The organism is Actinocorallia herbida, assembly GCF_003751225.1.
In the GTDB taxonomy this organism is placed as follows: Bacteria; Actinomycetota; Actinomycetes; order Streptosporangiales; family Streptosporangiaceae; genus Actinocorallia; species Actinocorallia herbida.
On record NZ_RJKE01000001.1, the window covers coordinates 1,035,325 to 1,051,401 of the forward strand.

Sequence of the window (16,077 nt, forward strand, 5' to 3'; positions counted from 1 at the left end):
AGTAAAACTTCATTGCGTTCTTCTTGGGTTTGCGGGAGTTTGCGCCTATCCTCGCGTGGCATGTTCCAAGAATCCTCCGCCTCTCGTGCAACCTTCGGTCAAGCTCATGTGTCCGGACATGTGAGTGAGCCGCGGCGGCCCGTTTTCGTCGGGGGATGCCCGCGGTCCGGGACCACCCTGTTGCGCAGCATGCTGAACAGCCACCCCGAGCTGGCCATCCCGCACGAGACCTACTTCGTGGTGCCGGCCTGGCGTCGCCGTGACGCGTTCGGCGACCTGACCGAGGAGGCCGAGCGCCGCGCGGTCGCCCGCTGGATCGTGGAGACCCCCAAGACCCGCTATCCCAGGCTCGCGCTGACCGAGGACGAGCTGTCGGACGCGCTCGCCGCCGCTCCGCCGACCATCGGCTCCCTCATGGCCGCCGCCTTCGCCGCGTCCGCCGCCAAGCAGGACAAGCCGCGCTGGGGCGACAAGCGCCCGTCGTACATCACCAACATGAACGCGGTCTTCGGGCTCTTCCCCAACGCCCAGTTCGTCAACATCATCCGTGACCCGCGCGGCGCGATCTCCTCGATGAAGCGGATCGGCTGGAGCTGGGGCGGCCTCCCGTCCGCCACCGAGATGTGGACGCGCTCGATCGAGTCCGGCGACACCTGGCGCCGCCGCCTCGGCCCCGACCAGTTCATGAACGTCTACTACGAGGACCTGGTGACGTCCCCCGAGGCCGTCGTCGCCCAGCTCGTCGCCTTCCTCGGACTCGACCCCGCGGGCGTCGAGGCGATGCTGCACCACCACGAGGCGAAGGACATCCCCACCGGAACCCCCTTCACCGAGGTCGCCAAGCCGGTCAACACCGACGCGATGCGCACCTGGGAGAAGGAGCTGACCGCCGAGGACCTGGCGTTCATCGACCATGTCGCGGGCCCGATCATGGCCCGGCACGGCTACGAGCCCGCCGCCCCCGTCGGCGCCGCCCCGGACGCCGAGAAGCTCCGCAAACTCCGCAAGATCCGCAGCCGCCGCACCGGCGAGATCCGCAAGCGCCAGGCCGTGGAACTCAAGCGCAAGTTCACCTACCGCCACCCCGCTGCCTCCCGCCTCCACCTGGACGACTGACCAACCCCTTGCTCTCTTCCCGGACCGGCGACCACCACCCCGTCGCCGGTCCACCCCGCCCCGCCCCGACCATCCCACCCCCATCACGACCACAGCGCTCGCACGTCGGCCGAAACCCACCCCGCCACCGCGCTGATCGCCCCAGCCGGCCCCACCCACAGCGCGAAGGCAGCACCCACGCCCCGCCCGGGTCCGGGCCTCACCGCGAGCGGAATCCGACGCAGCTCCCCGCCCCCGCCCCTCGCCCCGGCCGCACCCGCCCGCAGCGCCAACACGATGCCCGCGCCCGTTCGGATCCCGGTCCCACTCGCGCTGGCCGCACTCGTCCGTAGCGTCAACGCGATGCCCGCGCCCCATCCGGGCCTCAGGTGTCGCTCGTGCCGGCCGCACCCGCCCGTGGTGCGAACACGATGCCCGCGCCCGTTCGGATCCCGGTCCCACTCGCGCTGGCCGCACTCGTCCGCAGCGCCAACACGATGCCCGCGCCCGCCCCGCCCCCTGCCCCGGTCACACTCGCCCGCAGCGCCAACGCGATGCCCGCGCCCGTCCGGGGCCGGGTGTCGCTCGTGCCGGCCGCACCCGTTCACAGCGCGAACACAGCGTCTGCGCCCCGCCTCGGTCGCAGGTGCCGCTCGCGACACTCGTGCCAGTCGTACCCGTCCATGGTGCGAACACGATGCCCGGTGCCCGTCCGAGTCCCGGTGCCGCTCACGGGCACCCGCCCGTGGTGCGAACACGGCGCCTGCGCCCCGTCCGGTTCCGGGTGCCGCTCGCTCCGCTCGCGTCAGTCGTACCCGCGTGGTGCGAACGCGATGCCTACGCCCCGTCCGGGTTCCGGATGCCGCTCGTGCCGCTCGGTCGTACCCGCCTGCGGTGCGAACACGGTGCCCGCGTTCCGGTCAAGGCGCGGTCCCGACCGCGGTGTTCGCGGCAGTCGCACCCGTCCGCGGCGCAGAGGCAGCTGCTGAGAGCCGGTAGGATCCGCGTGCCCGCCTCCCTCCTCCCGCCTCGATCCGGACGACCGAGCCCGGCCCCTTTCGCGGACCGGTGTCCCCTCGACGTCACCGGCCCGAAACCGCACCCCACCGAGGTGGTCGCGGCAGCCCCGCCCGCGCGACCACGGCACGAACACGGCGCTCGCGTACCTGCCGGAGCCCGGCCCCCGCCACGGGGTTAGAGCCAGGCGCACCCGCCCGCGGCGCAGAGACACCGGGTGCGAGCCGGTAAGGACCTCCGGTCTGCCTGCCGCCTCCACCTGACGACTGAGCCTCGCCCCTTCCGAGGTTCGGCGACCCGTGGTCGTCGTCGGTCCGGAACCTGGACCCCGATCGAGCCGACCCCATCCGTCCGCAGGGCGACCACGGGGCTCGCGCGCCTGCCGGAACTCGGGTTCTGGCCACGGGGTGCAAGCCGGGCACACCCTTCTGCGGTGCGGAGGCGGGTTGCGCACCTGCCGGAATCCGGGCTTCGGCCACGGGTGCAAGCCGGGCGCACCCGCCCGCAGCGTGTGGCGGGGTCGCGCACCTGCGGAATCCGGGCCCGAACCCGGGGTTCGAGCCAGGCGCACCCGTTCGCGGGGCGCGCCGGTCGGGGGGCGGGATCTGATCGAGGTGATCGAGCCGGGCGCACCCGTCTGCGGTGCGGAGGCGGCGCTCGCGCGCTGGTCGGGGGGCTGGCGTCTGCGCGGGCGGAAGCTGACGCCGGGGCCGGTCCTTCGTCGCCGTGACCGCGGTGATCGTAGGGGGCACGTCGGTTCGCGGCGCGCGGGGGCGGCGGGCTTGTGCCGGTCGGAGGCCGGGGCTTCGGCATGGTCGTGGATTTCCTTTCTGGTGGGCGGTGCCTGACCGGCGGGAGCGCACCGTGCGGGAGGAGGTGATCTTGGCGAAGGGCTCCGGGTCGGCGGAGTCCGTCACCCCGTAGGCCTCGTTGGCGAGCCGGGGGCGGCGGGCCGCCGTGTTCGGCATTCCGTTCTGGTGCGCACCACCTGGTCAGTAGGGGCGGAGCTGGTAGGAGGAGACGATCTTGGCGAAGGATTCGATGTCGGCGGCGGCGCGGGTGTCGGCGGCCTCGGCGGAACCGGAGGCCTCGTCGGCGATCTGGGCGCGGCGCGCTGCCATGTTCCATACGGCCATCTCCTGGTTGGCCGTGACATAGTCGCGGAGGTCGTCCTCGTAGGCGGCGAAGGCCGCGGTGTGATCGCCCGCGGCGGCCTTGAGCTCTCCGGCCAGGACATAGGCGCCGACCATGGCCATGGTGGTGCCCTGCCCGGACAGAGGCGAGCCGCAGTACGCCGCGTCGCCCAGCAGCACGACCCGGCCGCGGGACCAGGAGTCCAGGTGGATCTGGGCCGCTGCGTCGAAGTGGAAGTCGGGCGCTTCCCGCATCAGCTCCAGCAGCCGTGGCAGATGCCAGCCGCCCCCGGCCAGCGCGCGGGCCACCAGCTCCTTCTGCGCCGGGACGTCGCGGTGGTCGTAGGAGAGCGGCGTCTCTGGGTCGAACATCAGGTAGACCCGCGCCTCGGTGTTGTCGCGGGCGCTCATCACCATCGCGCCGCCCAGACCGCCGCCGGGCAGCTGGTGCATGACCTGCCAGTGGTCGAGGCCGAGGAAGTTCGGGACCGTGCAGACCGCGGTGCAGGTGCCCAGGTCGCGGAGGAACCGCTCGGTCGGGCCGAAGGACAGGCGGCGGACGTTGGAGTGCAGCCCGTCGGCGCCGACCACGAGGTCGAAGGGGCGCCGCAGCCCGCTGTCGAAGGTGACCCGGACCTCGTCGGCGTCCTGATCCAGGGCGGCGATCGAGTCGTCGAAGAGGTACTCGATCTCTGCGCCGCCCGCCTCGACGAGCGCCAGGGCCAGGTCGTCGCGGAGGATCTCGAGGTCGGGGCTGCTGAGATCGCCGCCGCTCACCGTGCGCTCGGTGCTGCGGTACAGCTCGGCGCCGTCCGCGTCGACCACGGACATGCCGCGCATTCCGACGGCCTTGGCGCGCAACCTCTCCAGCACGCCCATCCGCGCGGCGACGTCCAGCGCGGGGCCGCGCACGTCGATCGCCTGGCCGCCGGGGCGGATGGAGGGCGCCCGCTCCACGACGGTCACGGCGCAGCCGTAGCGGTTCAGCCAGTAGGCCGCGGCGGGGCCGGCGACGCTCGCGCCGGAGATCAGGATCCGCAGGCCGCTCAGTTCGCTCATTCTCGGTTCCTCCTCGGGGAAACTGTGTCCGTCGGACACGGTGTACCATAGACACAGTTTGCCGCCGAGCGCAAGGAGGTATCGAGATGGCCGCCGATCTGACGGCGAACGCCCTGCTCTGGGAGCGGCGCACCCCGCCGAGCCGGGGGCCCAAGCCGACGTTGCGGCTCGACACGATCACCGAGGCGGGCATCGGCCTCGCCGACGCGGGCGGGCTCGCGGCGGTGACCATGCAGCGGGTCGCGGAACAGGTCGGCGTCACCAAGATGGCGCTGTACCGGTACGTTCCGGGCAAGGTCGAACTCGTCGCGCTGATGACCGACCAGGCGCTCGGCGCGCCCCCACCCCTCCCATCGGGGGGCTGGCGGGATCGGCTCGACACCTGGGCCCGGCACATGTACACGCGGTTCTCCGCCCACCCATGGACCCTGGAGGCGACCGTGGGGCCGCGCGCGATCGGCCCCAACGAACTCGACTGGATGGAGCAGGCCACCGCGGCCCTCACGGGCACCGGCCTGCCCGGCCCACAGATGCTCGACGTGGCGGCGACCCTCACCGGCCACGTCCGGATGGTCGCCCAGCAGGGCGCCGCCGCCCCGACCGGCGCCGTCGAACGCGAACTCGCCGCGACGATCAGCACCCTGCTGGCCGACCGTGCGGACCGCTACCCCGCCCTCACCAAGGCCCTCGCCGTCTCCGGCGGCCAGGACCAGGCCCTGGACTTCGGCCTACGCTGCATCCTCGACGGCGTCGCCTCCCGCATCACCTCCGGCTGACTGACCCCGGGCCAAGTCCCGTATCACCTCCGGCCTGCGATTCCGCGTCGGTGCCCTGGTCGCCCATGCGCGCAGCCCGGCCGGGCGGACGTGCCCTGCGGCGCTTTCGCGTGGTCGCGACCTGATCGAGTGAGCGCGGGTCGGTTGTGCGCTGTGGTTTTTCCGGGTGGTCGCGACCTGGTCGGGTGGGGTGCGGGTCGGCTGAGCGGCCGTTCCGCGGTGCTTCCGCGCGTCGCGACCCGACCGGGTGAGGACGGGGTCGGTGTGGCGTTGCGGGTGGGGGCTTGGGCCGGAGACGCGCGGGGGCCGCCCAGGTGGGCGTGTTCTGGGGGTGCGCGCGTGTGAGCCGGGTGCGGGTGGGGTCGGCTCGGACGGTGCGCCCCGAGGCCGGTTTCCGCCTGTCGGCGCCTTGGCCGGGTGGTGAGGGGGCGGATCGGCGGCCGCGTCCCCGGTGCGCGGCTCCGCGCGTCGGTGCCCTGGCCGGGAGAGCCCGGTCGGGTGAAGGCCGGGGTCGGCTTGGCGGTCGTGTCTCGGGTGGTTTCGCGGGGCGGGGGTCCTGGTCAGGGTGCTGGTGGGGTCGGTTCGGTGGCGGTGTCTTCGGGGTGCGGCGGCGCGGGTGGGGACGGGCGGCGGGGTGTCGGGGCCGGGGTGTTCGGAGGGGTTCGGGGATACTGGGAGGGTGTTTCGGGAGCGGGTGGTGCGTGGGGGAGTGGTCTGGGAGAACGGGTCGCCCGGGCCCCATCGGGTGTTGCCGGACGGGTGTCTTGATCTGGTGTGGGCGGGGGGTGAGGTGGTCGTCGCGGGGCCGGATACGGGGTTTCGGGTGGTCTCCGGTGGGGGTGGGGTGGTCTTGGGGCTGCGGTTCACGCATGGGATGGGGCCTGTGGTGCTCGGGGTTCCGGCCGTGGAGCTGGTCGATCGTCTTGTGCCGCTCGCCGATCTGTGGGGCGGTGCGGAGGCGGAGCGGCTCGCCGAGCGGCTGGCGGAGGCGTCCGCGCCCGGGGCGGTGCTCGCCTCGCTCGCCGCGCGGCGGATGGGGGAGGCGGGGCCTGATCCGCTGGCGGCCGAGTTGTTCGCGGGGCCGGTGGGGTCGGTGGCGGGGCTCGCGGGGCGGGTGGGGCTCAGCGAGCGTCAGTTGCACCGTCGGGCCCTTGCGTCGTTCGGGTACGGGGTGAAGACGCTGATGCGGGTCAGGCGGCTCAGCGGGGCGCTGGACCTCCTGCGGGAGGGCGTGGCGCCCGCCGAGGCCGCCGTGCGGGGCGGTTACGCCGACCAGGCGCACCTCGGGCGCGAGGTCAAGGCGATGACGGGGCTGCCGCCGTCGGCGTACCGCCCGGCGCGGTGATCACGGAAGCGGGCTGAAGAGGTCGACGCCGTTGCCGTCGGGGTCGTGGACGATGGCGTAGCGCTGGCCCCATGGGGCGTCCCAAGGCTCCTTGCCGTGGTAGCCGGCTTCGTTGAGCCGGCCGTAGGCGGCGTCCACCTCGGCGGGCGAGTCGAAGGCGAACGCGAGGCTCACCCGCGACGAGCCCCGCGGGGCCGTCCACCGCGGGTCGAAGCTTCTGATCGTCTCCACGGTGTCCCAGGCGAGCCGCAGCCCGCCCGGCAGGACCGCCTCGACGTGCGGTGAGGACTCGGCCCCGTCCGGAAGGTCGAGGCCGAGCCGACGGTAGAAGGCCAGCGACGCCGCCATGTCGGCGACGACGAGGCCGATCAGATCCAGATGAGCTTTCATGCACGCAACGCTACGACGCGGCCGGGACGCCTGTCTTGAACGAATCGGACGTCCCGGCCGCACCCGCGCCTACTTCACCAGGTACGGCAGTCCGTTGTTGCCGGGCCTGCCGCCCTGGGGGATGCGGACGAGCTGGGGGTCGTGGTCGCTGGCCTTCTCGGCGAACTCGACGTTGATGTGCACGACGCCGTAGCCGAAGCTGCGGATCGACGGGCTCAGCAGGATGTGGTCGAGCACCTGGGAGTTGCCGTCGTAGATGTAGCTGTAGCGCTCGCTCGGCCGCAGGGTCTCGATCAGCGGCTTCAGCGCCCTGCCGTTGCCGGTGAGCGTCTTCAGGGCGGGCGAGAACTGGTAGTCGTTGATGTCGCCCAGGACGACGACCTCGGCCTTGCCCTTGCTCAGCCGGTCCAGGTCGTCGACGAAGGCGTTGACCTCGGCGGCCTGCTGGAGCCGCTGGGTCTCCGAGGAGCGCACGGGCGGCTGGGTGCGGCCGTGCAGGGGCTGGTCGCCGCCCTTGCTGTTGAAGTGGTTGGCGATGACGAAGAGCTGCCTTCCGCGGAAGGAGAACTCTCCGGCGAGCGGCTTGCGGCTGTCGGTCCAGGCGGCGCTGCCGGGGTTGATCCGGCCGGGAGAGGCGGAGAGGGAGACCTTGTCGCCCTTGCCGTCGACGACTTGGACGGCCGTGGTGGAGTCGCCTCCGGCCCGGTCGACGAACTCCACGCCGCGCGCGGGGTTGAACAGGAACACCTGGCGGATGTTGCCGCCGGGGGCGCCGCCGTCCTCGTGCGCGACCGGGTCGATCTGGCGCCACTCGTAGGCGGGTCCGCCCGCCGCCTGGATGGCCGCGGTGAACTTCGCCAGGGTCTGGTCGGCGGCCACGGTAGGGTCGTCGGTTCCGCCCGTGGTGCCGGTGTTGTCCTGGATCTCCTCCAGGGCCACGATGTCGGGCGAGCCGAGGTTGTGCACGATGCCCTCGGCGAGCTGAGCGAACTTGGCGGCGCCGTCGCCCGCCGCGAGGTTCTCCACGTTGTAGGTGGCGATGCCGACGGTCCTGCTGTTCGCCGGGAGCGGCGCGACGACCTGGCGCTGGATGCCGCCGTCCTGCTCGGTGCCGAAGGCCGACGCGTAGATGGAGTACCCGCCGTAGTTCTGGTAGTGCAGCGGCCCGGAGGAGGTGCCCTTGAGGGTGTCCCCTACGTCGACGGTGGGGGCGGTGCCCAGCGCGTGGAGCTGGATGCGGCCGCTGTTGGGGTCGTCGTACCCGGTGTAGACGGTGCCGCCGCGCTTGGTGCGGTTCTGGCGGGCGCGGGTCTGCACCCAGATCTCGCCGTAGGCGGTGGCCGAGACGGCGCGCACGTCGGTGACGGACACGACCATGCCCTCGTGGGCCTCGAGCCAGTCCAGGGCGGTCGCCGAGGGGTCGACGGCCAGGTCGTCGAGGTAGCCGTCGACCGTGTACTTCTCCGGCATGGCGACGGGCACGGCCGCGGGCACGGGGTTGCCGGAGGAGACCTTCGTGTAGACGGGGAGGGTCAGCTCGGTGAGCGTCTGGTTGGCGGAGGTGGTCGGGTAGTACTCCTTGACCACGCCGGTCACCAGGACGGCGTCGCCGACCGCGACCGCGGGCGCGAAGTTCCCGGTGTAGACGAAGAGGCCCTCGCTGGTCGCGGCGTCGTCGTCGGGCTCGGTGTCCTGGATCCAGAACCCGTCGGAGGTGACGGCGGTGACGACGCCGGGCACGCCCGTGACCTTCTGGTCCTTGGCCGGTGAGACGCGCCCGGCGCCCTGCACGTCGTGGATGCGCTTGTCGCCCGGCTCGGTGGGGGGCTCCTCGGTGCCGCCGCCGGGCGTCACCTGGAGCATGGTGCCCGCGGCGTTGGTCGGGTTGGGCAGCTGCACCGCGAAGTCGGCGGAGTTGTCGTCGGTGTCGGCCAGGCCCTCCTTGCGGCCCGCCGAGGAGTTGTTCGCGAGCGTGCCCGCCGCCGACGTTTCACGTATGACTGCCGTGCCGTAACCGACGAGGTCCTTGATGGAGCCGTCGGCGGCGCAGTCGGCGAGGGTCTTGCAGGCGAGCGGCGTGGTGCCCGCGACCAGCGCGACGACGCCGCTGCCCGCGGCCATCGGGATGGTCCCGGTCACATCGGGCGCGGGCAGCGCCACGGCGGTCGCCGAACCGCCATCGGCCTCCTTGACCAGGAAGCGCTTGCCGGGCGCGACGGTCCCGCTCAGCGGCGTGACCTGCCACTGGGTGCTCGCGCCGGGGCTGGCGGGCGCGTACTGGACGCTGTAGCCGGTGAGGTCGAAGGGCGCGGTCCCGGCGTTGGCGAGTTCGACGAAGTCGCTCTTCAGCACCGAGCCGGAGTTGCCGCCACCGCCGTACACCTCGGCGATGACCAGGTCGGCGGAGGCGGCGTGCGCGGGCGGCGCGACCGCCAGGGCGACGGGCAGGCTCGCGGTCGCGAGCAGCCAGCCGAACCGGGACGTCCTGCGGGGCGTCGCGTGAGGGGTTGCCACGGAATCTCCTTGAGAGGCATCGGAGGCGGGGGAGATCTCCCGCGCCAGGATGCTTCGCCCGAGCCGTGGGGAACAGTGGCTATTCGCCCGAGATACCTGACGCGAGTGATCGCTCGTTAGGAGGTTTCCACAACACGCACCGTCGCCTGTGCAGGCGGCCACGGGAATTCATCCGGAGATGACCGGAAGTTCGAAGAGCGGCACCGTACTGTTCTCCGAACTTCCGGTCCAGCGCGACCTAGGGCTGTTCGGGCAGCCTGCCGAGAACGTCCTCGGCCTCCTTCATCACCCGGTCGATGAGCTCCGCGCACGACGGCAGGTCGTCGATGAGCCCGACGACCTGGCCGGACGCCATGACGCCGAGGTCCGCGCGCCCGTCGACCATCGCCGCCTTGAGCAGCATCGGGGTGTTCGCGGCCATGAGCACCTGCGCCCAGGTCAGCTCCCGCCCGTGCTTCATCCGCTGTCCCTCGCGGATCATCGCCGCCCACGAGAGCCCGGACAGCCGCTTGAACCGCGCCGCGTTGGCGACCGCGCGGACCAGCCCGGTGACGGGCCCCGCCGACTCCAGCCGGGCGACGAGATCGGAGCTGAGCACCCGGTGCGGCATTCCGTCGACCCGGGTGGTGACGACCGTGTCGCGCACGCCCTTGCCGAGGTAGACGTCCTTGACGTCCTGCGCGACGGGCGAGTCGGAGGTGAGCAGGAACCTTGTGCCCATCGCGACCCCGGCCGCGCCGTACGACAGGGCGGCGATGAGGCCCCGCCCGTCGAAGAAGCCGCCCGCCGCGATGACGGGGATGTCCACCGCGTCGACGACGTCGGGCAGCAGCACGGTGGTGGGGACGGGCCCGGTGTGGCCGCCGCCCTCGCCGCCCTGCACGATGACCGCGTCGGCGCCCCACGCGGCGACCTTCTCCGCGTGCCGCCGAGCCCCGATCGAGGGGATGACGACGACGCCCGCGTCCTTGAGCGTCCCGATGAGCTTCTGGGAGGGGGCGAGGGCGAAGGAGGCGACCTTCACCCCTTCGGCGATCATCAGCGCGACCCGGTCGGCCGCGTCGTCGGCGTCGGAGCGGATGTTCACGCCGAACGGCGCGTCCGTGCGCTCCTTGACCGAGTGGATCGCCTTGGCGGTCTCCTCCAGCGTCAGGGTGGAGGCGGCGATGATGCCGAGCCCTCCGGCCGCAGAGGTGGCCGCGGCCAAGCGCGCTCCGGCGACGTACCCCATGCCGGTCTGCACGATCGGGTACCGGATGCCGGTCAGCTCCGTCAGCGCGGTCTTCATGCGCGCACCTCCCGCTCCCGGATGCCCTTGGGGTCGAGGACCTCGCGCATGAGGCGGAGTTCCTCGCCCGTCGGGAGGCGGGTCTCGGGGACCTCGTCGGGGACGGTCAGCGCGAAGCCGGTGGCCGCGACCACGTCGTCGACGGTGACGCCCGGGTGGACCGAGCGCAGCCGCAGCGACCCGTCGGGGGCGCGGAAGTCGAGGACCGCGAGGTTGGTGACGACGCCGCGGAGCTGGAACGCGCCCCGGTCGTTCCCGACACCGGAGACATAGTCCACCTTGTCCACGAACACCCGGGTGGAGTGGCGCGGCACCCAGAAGCTCGTCGGGTTCAGCCGGGTGTTGCCCGGCGCGCCGCGCGAGCCCAGGAGCTGGGACTTCGGCCGGTCGGAAGGGCCGATGTGGCTGATGTTGCAGTTGCCGAAGCGGTCCATCTGGGACGGGCCGAGCCACACGTGCCGCCGCCCGTTCAGCACCAGCCACAGGTGCTCGCGGAACGGCAGCCAGCCTTCGACGTCGCCCGCGGGCGCGCCCAGCGGCACCGGCTCGGCCGTCAGGTAGGGGCCGCCGTCGGTGGTGAGCAGGCCCGGTTCGAACGTGGCCCGCGCCAGCCGCGCGCCGAGCGCCGGGGTCATGCCGGCCACGGCGGCCGCCACGATCTCGCCGTCGCCGCGGAACATGTCGGCGCACGCGGCCGCGCAGACCTCGGCGCGCGTCGCCGTGAGTACCTCGCCCATCGCCCTCTCCTCTCCGGTCACTGCTCTTCGCGCCAGGCGCGGACGGCGGCCTGGTAGGCGGCCTCGTCGCCGTCGAGGAAGCGGGCGCGGAACGCCGCCCACGACTCCGGCGACCCTGCCGCCTCGACGTAGTGGCGCTGGAACGCCTCGTCGCGGCGGTCGTCGTCGCCGGTGGTGAAGTGCGACCCGTTCGGGGTCTCCACGACGCCCTCGACCTGCGCCCGGCTGACCAGGAGCGCCTGGACGGGCCCCTCCTTGAGGAGGTCGGCGGTGTCCACGAGGCGTTCGCAGCTCACGAACGAGCGGTCGGCGGCCTTGGCGTACAGGTCGTCGAAGTAGGGGTCGCCGCCGAGGTACAGGGCGTTGCCCCGGGCGTCGGCGCGCTGGAGGTGGACGAAGGAGACGTCCATCTTGAGCGCCGGGACGGCGATGAGCTCTTCGCCGCCGTAGGGGTCGGCCACGGTCTTGAGCCGAGGGTTCGTCGCCAGTACGTCGGAGCCGAGGCCCGCGGGGGTGGGCAGGAAGGGCAGTCCGTGCGCGGCCGCGTAGAGGCCGAACATGAACATGCCCTCGTCGTACTCCTCGAACTCGATGGAGCCGTTCTGCCTGGCCTGCCGGAAATGCGGCTCCAGCGCGACCGAGTCCAGCGTGACGAAGGGCGCCACCAGTTTGCGGATCTTCCCTGCCGCGCAAAGGAGGCCGACGTCCGCGCCGCCGTAGGAGACGACCGTAAGGTCGCGCACGGGCGAGTTGCACAGAGCGCGGACCAGGGCCATCGGCTTGCGGCGCGAGCCCCAGCCGCCGATGCCGAGCGTCATCCCGCTCTCCACCGAGCCGACGATCTCCTCGATCGTCATCTGCCGTCCCATCAGCGCTCCCGGGAGACGAAGGCGTCGCGGTGCTGGTCGCCCGCGCCGGAGAGGTTCAGTTCGTAGGTGAAGCCCTGCTCGAACCGGTAGGACCGCTTGACGTCCACCGGGTCGATGCCGTTCAGCGACTCCTTGGCCCGCCGGATGACGAACGGGTCCTTCTCGGCGATCTGCCCGGCGACCTCCAGCGCGGCCTCGCGCAGCGCCGCGCGCGGCACGACGGTGTGCACCGAGCCGAAGGCGTGCAACTGCTGGGCTGTCGCGGTGCGGGCCGTGTAGACCATCGCCCGCATGAGGTGCTGCGGCACCAGCCGGGCCAGGTGGGTGGCGGCGCCGAGCGCGCCCTGGTTGACCTCGGGCAGGCCGAAGGTGGCGTCGTCGGAGGCGACGATGACGTCGGCGTTGCCGACGAGTCCGATGCCGCCGCCCAGGCAGAAGCCGTGCACCGCGGCGATGACCGGCACCTCGCAGTCGTACACCGCGGCGAACGCGGCGTAGCAGCCCCGGTTGGCGCCCAGGAGCGCCTCGAAGCCCTCGGTGCGCTGCATCTCCTTGATGTCCACGCCCGCGTTGAAGCCGCGGCCTTCGGCGCGCAGGATCACCGCGCGCACCTGCGGGTCCCGCCCTGCCGCGGTGATCGCGTCGGCCAGCTCGAACCAGCCCTTGACGGTCAGCGCGTTCACCGGCGGCGCGTCCATGACGACCTCGGCCACCCCGGGCGCGGGCGTCGTTTGCGTGATCCCCATGCACATCCCTCTGCGTTCGGCCACCGGCAGGGCGCCGGGGCGGGGCACTCTGTTTTACCTAACGCTTGCTTGGTACCGTAGCACGCGGCGAATGAGGAGGGTCATTGAGCGTCGGCACGCTTGTCCACGACTACACGGGCCGGGTCGCGCTGGTCACCGGCGGTACGCGGGGCCTTGGCGCGGGCATCGCGCGGGCCTTCGCCGACGCCGGGGCCCGCGTCGTCGTCTGCGCCCGCAAAGCCGCCAGGAGGGCCGAAGGCGCGGACGCCCCCGGGCACTTCCTTCCGTGCGACGTACGCGACCCCGAGGACGTCGCAAGGCTGATGGACGACATCCGCGCCGAGTACGGGCGCCTGGACGTCGTCGTGAACAACGCCGGAGGCGGACCCTACGCACCCGTCGCGGAGGCGCCTCCCCGTCTTCTCCAGCGCGTCATCGAACTCAACCTCCTCGGGCCCCTGTACGTCGCGCAGGCCGCCTACCCCTTGATGGACGAAGGCGCGATCGTCATGGTCGGCAGCGTCAGCGGGACGAGGCCGTCGCCGGGGACGTCCGCGTACGGGGCGGCCAAGGCGGGGCTGCACCACCTGGCCGCGTGCCTCGCCGCGGAGTGGGCGCCGAAGGTGCGCGTCAACACCGTCGTCGTAGGGCTCGCCGAGAGCGGCGACGACCAGGCCGAGCACTACGGCGGCGAAGAGACGCTGCGCGCCATCAAGGCCACCGTCCCCGCCGGACGCTTCGCCACCCCTTCCGACGTCGCGGCGGCCTGCCTCTACCTCGCCTCCGCCCCGCACGTCACGGGCGCCTCCCTGACGCTCGACGGCGGCGGCGAACAGGCCGCGTGGCAGTACCTCGTCCAGAACCCCGGGTCCTGAGGCCCGTTCCATCCGCAGTAGGCAACGCACAGGAGGAGAGCGCCCATGCTCTGTGAAGGCCGGGTCGTCATCGTCACCGGGGCCGGACGCGGGATCGGCCGCGAACACGCCCTGGAGTTCGCGCGGCAGGGCGCCAAGGTCGTCGTCAACGACCTCGGCACGACGCTCCAAGGAGGCGGCCGCGCCAGCGACGTCGCCGAGTCCGTCGTGGCCGAGATCAAGGACCTCGGCGGCGAGGCGGTCGCCAACGGCGACGACATCGCGAGCTGGGACGGCGCCGCAGGACTCGTCCGCACCGCCGTGGAGACCTTCGGCGGCCTCGACGTCCTGGTGAACAACGCCGGGTTCGTCCGTGACCGGATGCTGGTGTCGATGAGCGAGACCGAGTGGGACGACGTCTTGCGCGTCCACCTCAAGGGTCACTTCGCTCCGCTCAGGCACGCCGGCGCCTACTGGCGTGAAGAGGCCAAGGCCGGGCGGCGGCCCGACGCGCGCGTCATCAACACCTCCTCCGGCGCCGGACTCCTCGGCTCGATAGGGCAGGGCAACTACGGTGCGGCCAAGGGCGGCATCGCCACCCTGACCCTGATCGCCGCCTCTGAACTGGCCCGCTACGGCGTCACCGTCAACGCCATCGCCCCCGCGGCGCGCACCCGGATGACCGAGGACGTGTTCGTCGACATGATGGCCAAGCCCGACTCCGGCTTCGACGCCATGCACCCCGGCAACGTCTCGCCGCTCGTCGTCTGGCTCGGCAGCGCCGCGTCAGCGCACGTCTCGGGGCGGGTCTTCGAGGTCGAGGGGGGCATGATCGGGATCGCCGACGGTTGGCGGCACGGCCCCCGCCTCGACCGCGGCGCCCGCTGGGTGCCCGCCGAGGTCGGCCCCGCCGTCGACGGGCTGCTCGCCGAGGCCGCCGCCCCCGAAGCCGTCTACGGCGCAGGCTGACGCCTCCTCCAAGCGCGCGTGCAGGGTGCGCAGCAACTCGTCGCTCTGCGCGGTGAGCCTGTCGATCGTCGGGACGGCGAGCTCATCGCGCACGGTGTCGGCGAGCAGTTCGTCGTACTCACGGGCGTGCGCGCCGAGGTCCTCCAGACGGCGGCAGGCCCGCAGCGCCGCGTCGGCCTCGCGCGTGCGCTCGGCGTACCGCTCCAGCGCCTCCACCCGGCGCGTCACCGCGGCCACCGACAGGGCGAGCTTGGCCTGCTGCGGCTCCAGCGCCGCGTTGAGCGCGGCGATCTCGGCCACCCCCGAGACCGTCGACAGCGCGACCGCGTCGCGCCGCAGCCTGGCCTGCCGGGCCAGCACCTGGGCGATCTCCCACTCCTGGCGAGGCAGCTCCAGTGCCGGGTCCAGCTCCTCCAGGAGGCCGTCGCGCACGACGAGCGCGTCCTTGACCGTGTCGGCCGCGCGCTGCGTCCGGACGAGCAGGGCGGCGGCCTCGGCGTCGAAGTCGTCCTCGGTGAGGTAGCGGTCGCCGCGGGCGCGCAGCGCGCCGTCGCGCCGCACCTCGTCCAGCAGCCTGCGCGCGCCGAGGGCCATCAGGATCAGCGGCAGGCCCAGCAGCCACTGCTCGTCCTGGAAGAGCAGGCACACCCCGAGGCCGAGCACCGCAAGAACGAAGGGGGCGCACCGGGCGACGGGTCCGCGCCGCGCCACCACCGCGTCGAGTTCGCCGCGCAGGTCGGGATCGGCCACCGGACGCGGCCTGGCCCGTTCGGCGCGCTCGGCCGGGGGCGGAGACACCCGGGTCCAGCCGGACGGGATGTGCGTCTCGAAAGCGAAGTCGTCGGGTGAGATCTCCACCTCCGCGGGACCGGGCTCCAGCGGCCACGCTCCCGAAGGCTCGTCCCCTGACGGTCCCCCGAAGAGCACCCACCACCCGCCCTTGCCTTCCGCGCACCGATAGCGTCCCGGCTGCACGTCGATCCCGACGAAGAACGTCCCCGTCCCGGGAATTCCTTCGGTCACGCCGCCCTCCCGCTGCGCTCGCCCCCCAAACCGGCGTCAACGCCTCATCTACCCACGCCCCCGCGATCTATGACCCCAGAACCTCGAATCCTTCCCCCCGAACCCCCGACCCACTCCTCCCACCCCACCCGCCCCTCCCGGACCTCCCGACCCGGACGACCGCTCCTCCCGAACGCGCCCTCGCGCGCCAGACCGCGCCCCGCGCGCCGCGGCGTGATCCCACACAGCACCTGCGTACGGCCCCGGACCCGCACGCGCTAAG

General features: G+C 72.7%; 12 protein-coding genes and 1 pseudogene. 5 read left to right on the forward strand and 8 right to left on the reverse strand.

All coding sequences use genetic code 11. The features are described 5' to 3' along the window. Window positions 1-60 precede the first annotated feature (60 nt). The gene (locus EDD29_RS05025) at window positions 61-1,116 is read left to right on the forward strand and encodes a sulfotransferase family protein (protein ID WP_123662751.1); all 1,056 of its coding nucleotides are present in this window, start codon (window positions 61-63) and stop codon (window positions 1,114-1,116) included. A 1,988-nt stretch (window positions 1,117-3,104) separates the two neighbouring features. Here the strand turns inward: EDD29_RS05025 and EDD29_RS05030 are convergent. Next, window positions 3,105-4,304 (reverse strand): FAD-dependent monooxygenase, encoded by a 1,200-nt coding sequence (locus EDD29_RS05030; protein ID WP_211359558.1) that lies wholly within the window; start codon window positions 4,302-4,304, stop codon window positions 3,105-3,107. 86 nt (window positions 4,305-4,390) lie between these two features. Between EDD29_RS05030 and EDD29_RS05035 the strand changes: the two genes are divergently transcribed. Both EDD29_RS05035 and EDD29_RS05040 read left to right on the forward strand, forming a co-directional pair. Continuing rightward, window positions 4,391-5,080, forward strand: coding sequence for a TetR/AcrR family transcriptional regulator (locus EDD29_RS05035; protein ID WP_123662753.1), 690 nt, complete (start codon window positions 4,391-4,393; stop codon window positions 5,078-5,080). A gap of 709 nt (window positions 5,081-5,789) precedes the next feature. Further along, window positions 5,790-6,425, forward strand: coding sequence for a helix-turn-helix transcriptional regulator (locus tag EDD29_RS05040; protein ID WP_342774476.1), 636 nt, complete (start codon window positions 5,790-5,792; stop codon window positions 6,423-6,425). On the opposite strand, the gene EDD29_RS05045 is transcribed toward EDD29_RS05040, so the two are convergent. The 6 genes from EDD29_RS05045 to EDD29_RS05070 all read right to left on the reverse strand — a co-directional run bounded on the left by EDD29_RS05045 (window position 6,426) and on the right by EDD29_RS05070 (window position 12,969). After that, window positions 6,426-6,815: a VOC family protein gene (locus EDD29_RS05045; RefSeq protein ID WP_123662757.1), complete on the reverse strand. Its 390-nt coding sequence runs from the start codon at window positions 6,813-6,815 to the stop codon at window positions 6,426-6,428. A gap of 69 nt (window positions 6,816-6,884) precedes the next feature. Then, window positions 6,885-9,329 carry a lamin tail domain-containing protein gene (locus EDD29_RS05050; RefSeq protein WP_246052520.1) on the reverse strand — a complete coding sequence of 815 codons (2,445 nt, stop codon included), beginning with the start codon at window positions 9,327-9,329 and terminating at the stop codon, window positions 6,885-6,887. 238 nt (window positions 9,330-9,567) lie between these two features. Continuing rightward, on the reverse strand, window positions 9,568-10,617 hold the full coding sequence (locus EDD29_RS05055) for an NAD(P)H-dependent flavin oxidoreductase (RefSeq protein WP_123662759.1): 1,050 nt from the start codon (window positions 10,615-10,617) through the stop codon (window positions 9,568-9,570). Next, entirely contained in the window at window positions 10,614-11,354 is a 741-nt protein-coding gene (locus EDD29_RS05060) for a CoA-transferase subunit beta (protein ID WP_123662761.1), read from the reverse strand. The genes EDD29_RS05055 and EDD29_RS05060 overlap by 4 nt, the downstream gene beginning before the upstream one ends. Window positions 11,355-11,371: 17 nt before the next feature. Next, the gene (locus tag EDD29_RS05065; RefSeq protein ID WP_246052521.1) at window positions 11,372-12,223 is read right to left on the reverse strand and encodes a CoA transferase subunit A; all 852 of its coding nucleotides are present in this window, start codon (window positions 12,221-12,223) and stop codon (window positions 11,372-11,374) included. Further along, window positions 12,223-12,969, reverse strand: a complete 747-nt coding sequence (locus EDD29_RS05070; RefSeq protein ID WP_123662763.1) for an enoyl-CoA hydratase family protein — start codon at window positions 12,967-12,969, stop codon at window positions 12,223-12,225. Before EDD29_RS05070 ends, EDD29_RS05065 begins: the two co-directional genes overlap by 1 nt. Before the next feature lie 104 nt (window positions 12,970-13,073). On the opposite strand from EDD29_RS05070, the gene EDD29_RS05075 reads away from it, so the two are divergent. Next, on the forward strand, window positions 13,074-13,844 hold the full coding sequence (locus EDD29_RS05075) for an SDR family oxidoreductase (protein WP_123662765.1): 771 nt from the start codon (window positions 13,074-13,076) through the stop codon (window positions 13,842-13,844). Between the two features lie 45 nt (window positions 13,845-13,889). Then, entirely contained in the window at window positions 13,890-14,792 is a 903-nt protein-coding gene (locus EDD29_RS05080; RefSeq protein ID WP_123662768.1) for an SDR family oxidoreductase, read from the forward strand. An 807-nt stretch (window positions 14,793-15,599) separates the two neighbouring features. Here EDD29_RS05080 and EDD29_RS48285 read toward each other — a convergent pair. Continuing rightward, a pseudogene (locus tag EDD29_RS48285) lies at window positions 15,600-15,815 on the reverse strand (Rv1352/Rv1906c domain-containing protein); the annotation flags it as partial. Window positions 15,816-16,077 lie beyond the last annotated feature (262 nt).

What these genes read in the sequence shown, in the direction of transcription:
- EDD29_RS05025 (WP_123662751.1), top strand. Translation starts at nt 61, where the DNA reads ATGTTCCAAGAATCCTCCGCCTCTCGTGCAACCTTCGGTCAAGCTCAT.
- EDD29_RS05030 (WP_211359558.1), bottom strand. Translation starts at nt 4,304, where the DNA reads ATGAGCGAACTGAGCGGCCTGCGGATCCTGATCTCCGGCGCGAGCGTC.
- EDD29_RS05035 (WP_123662753.1), top strand. Translation starts at nt 4,391, where the DNA reads ATGGCCGCCGATCTGACGGCGAACGCCCTGCTCTGGGAGCGGCGCACC.
- EDD29_RS05045 (WP_123662757.1), bottom strand. Translation starts at nt 6,815, where the DNA reads ATGAAAGCTCATCTGGATCTGATCGGCCTCGTCGTCGCCGACATGGCG.
- EDD29_RS05055 (WP_123662759.1), bottom strand. Translation starts at nt 10,617, where the DNA reads ATGAAGACCGCGCTGACGGAGCTGACCGGCATCCGGTACCCGATCGTG.
- EDD29_RS05060 (WP_123662761.1), bottom strand. Translation starts at nt 11,354, where the DNA reads ATGGGCGAGGTACTCACGGCGACGCGCGCCGAGGTCTGCGCGGCCGCG.
- EDD29_RS05065 (WP_246052521.1), bottom strand. Translation starts at nt 12,223, where the DNA reads ATGGGACGGCAGATGACGATCGAGGAGATCGTCGGCTCGGTGGAGAGC.
- EDD29_RS05070 (WP_123662763.1), bottom strand. Translation starts at nt 12,969, where the DNA reads ATGGGGATCACGCAAACGACGCCCGCGCCCGGGGTGGCCGAGGTCGTC.
- EDD29_RS05080 (WP_123662768.1), top strand. Translation starts at nt 13,890, where the DNA reads ATGCTCTGTGAAGGCCGGGTCGTCATCGTCACCGGGGCCGGACGCGGG.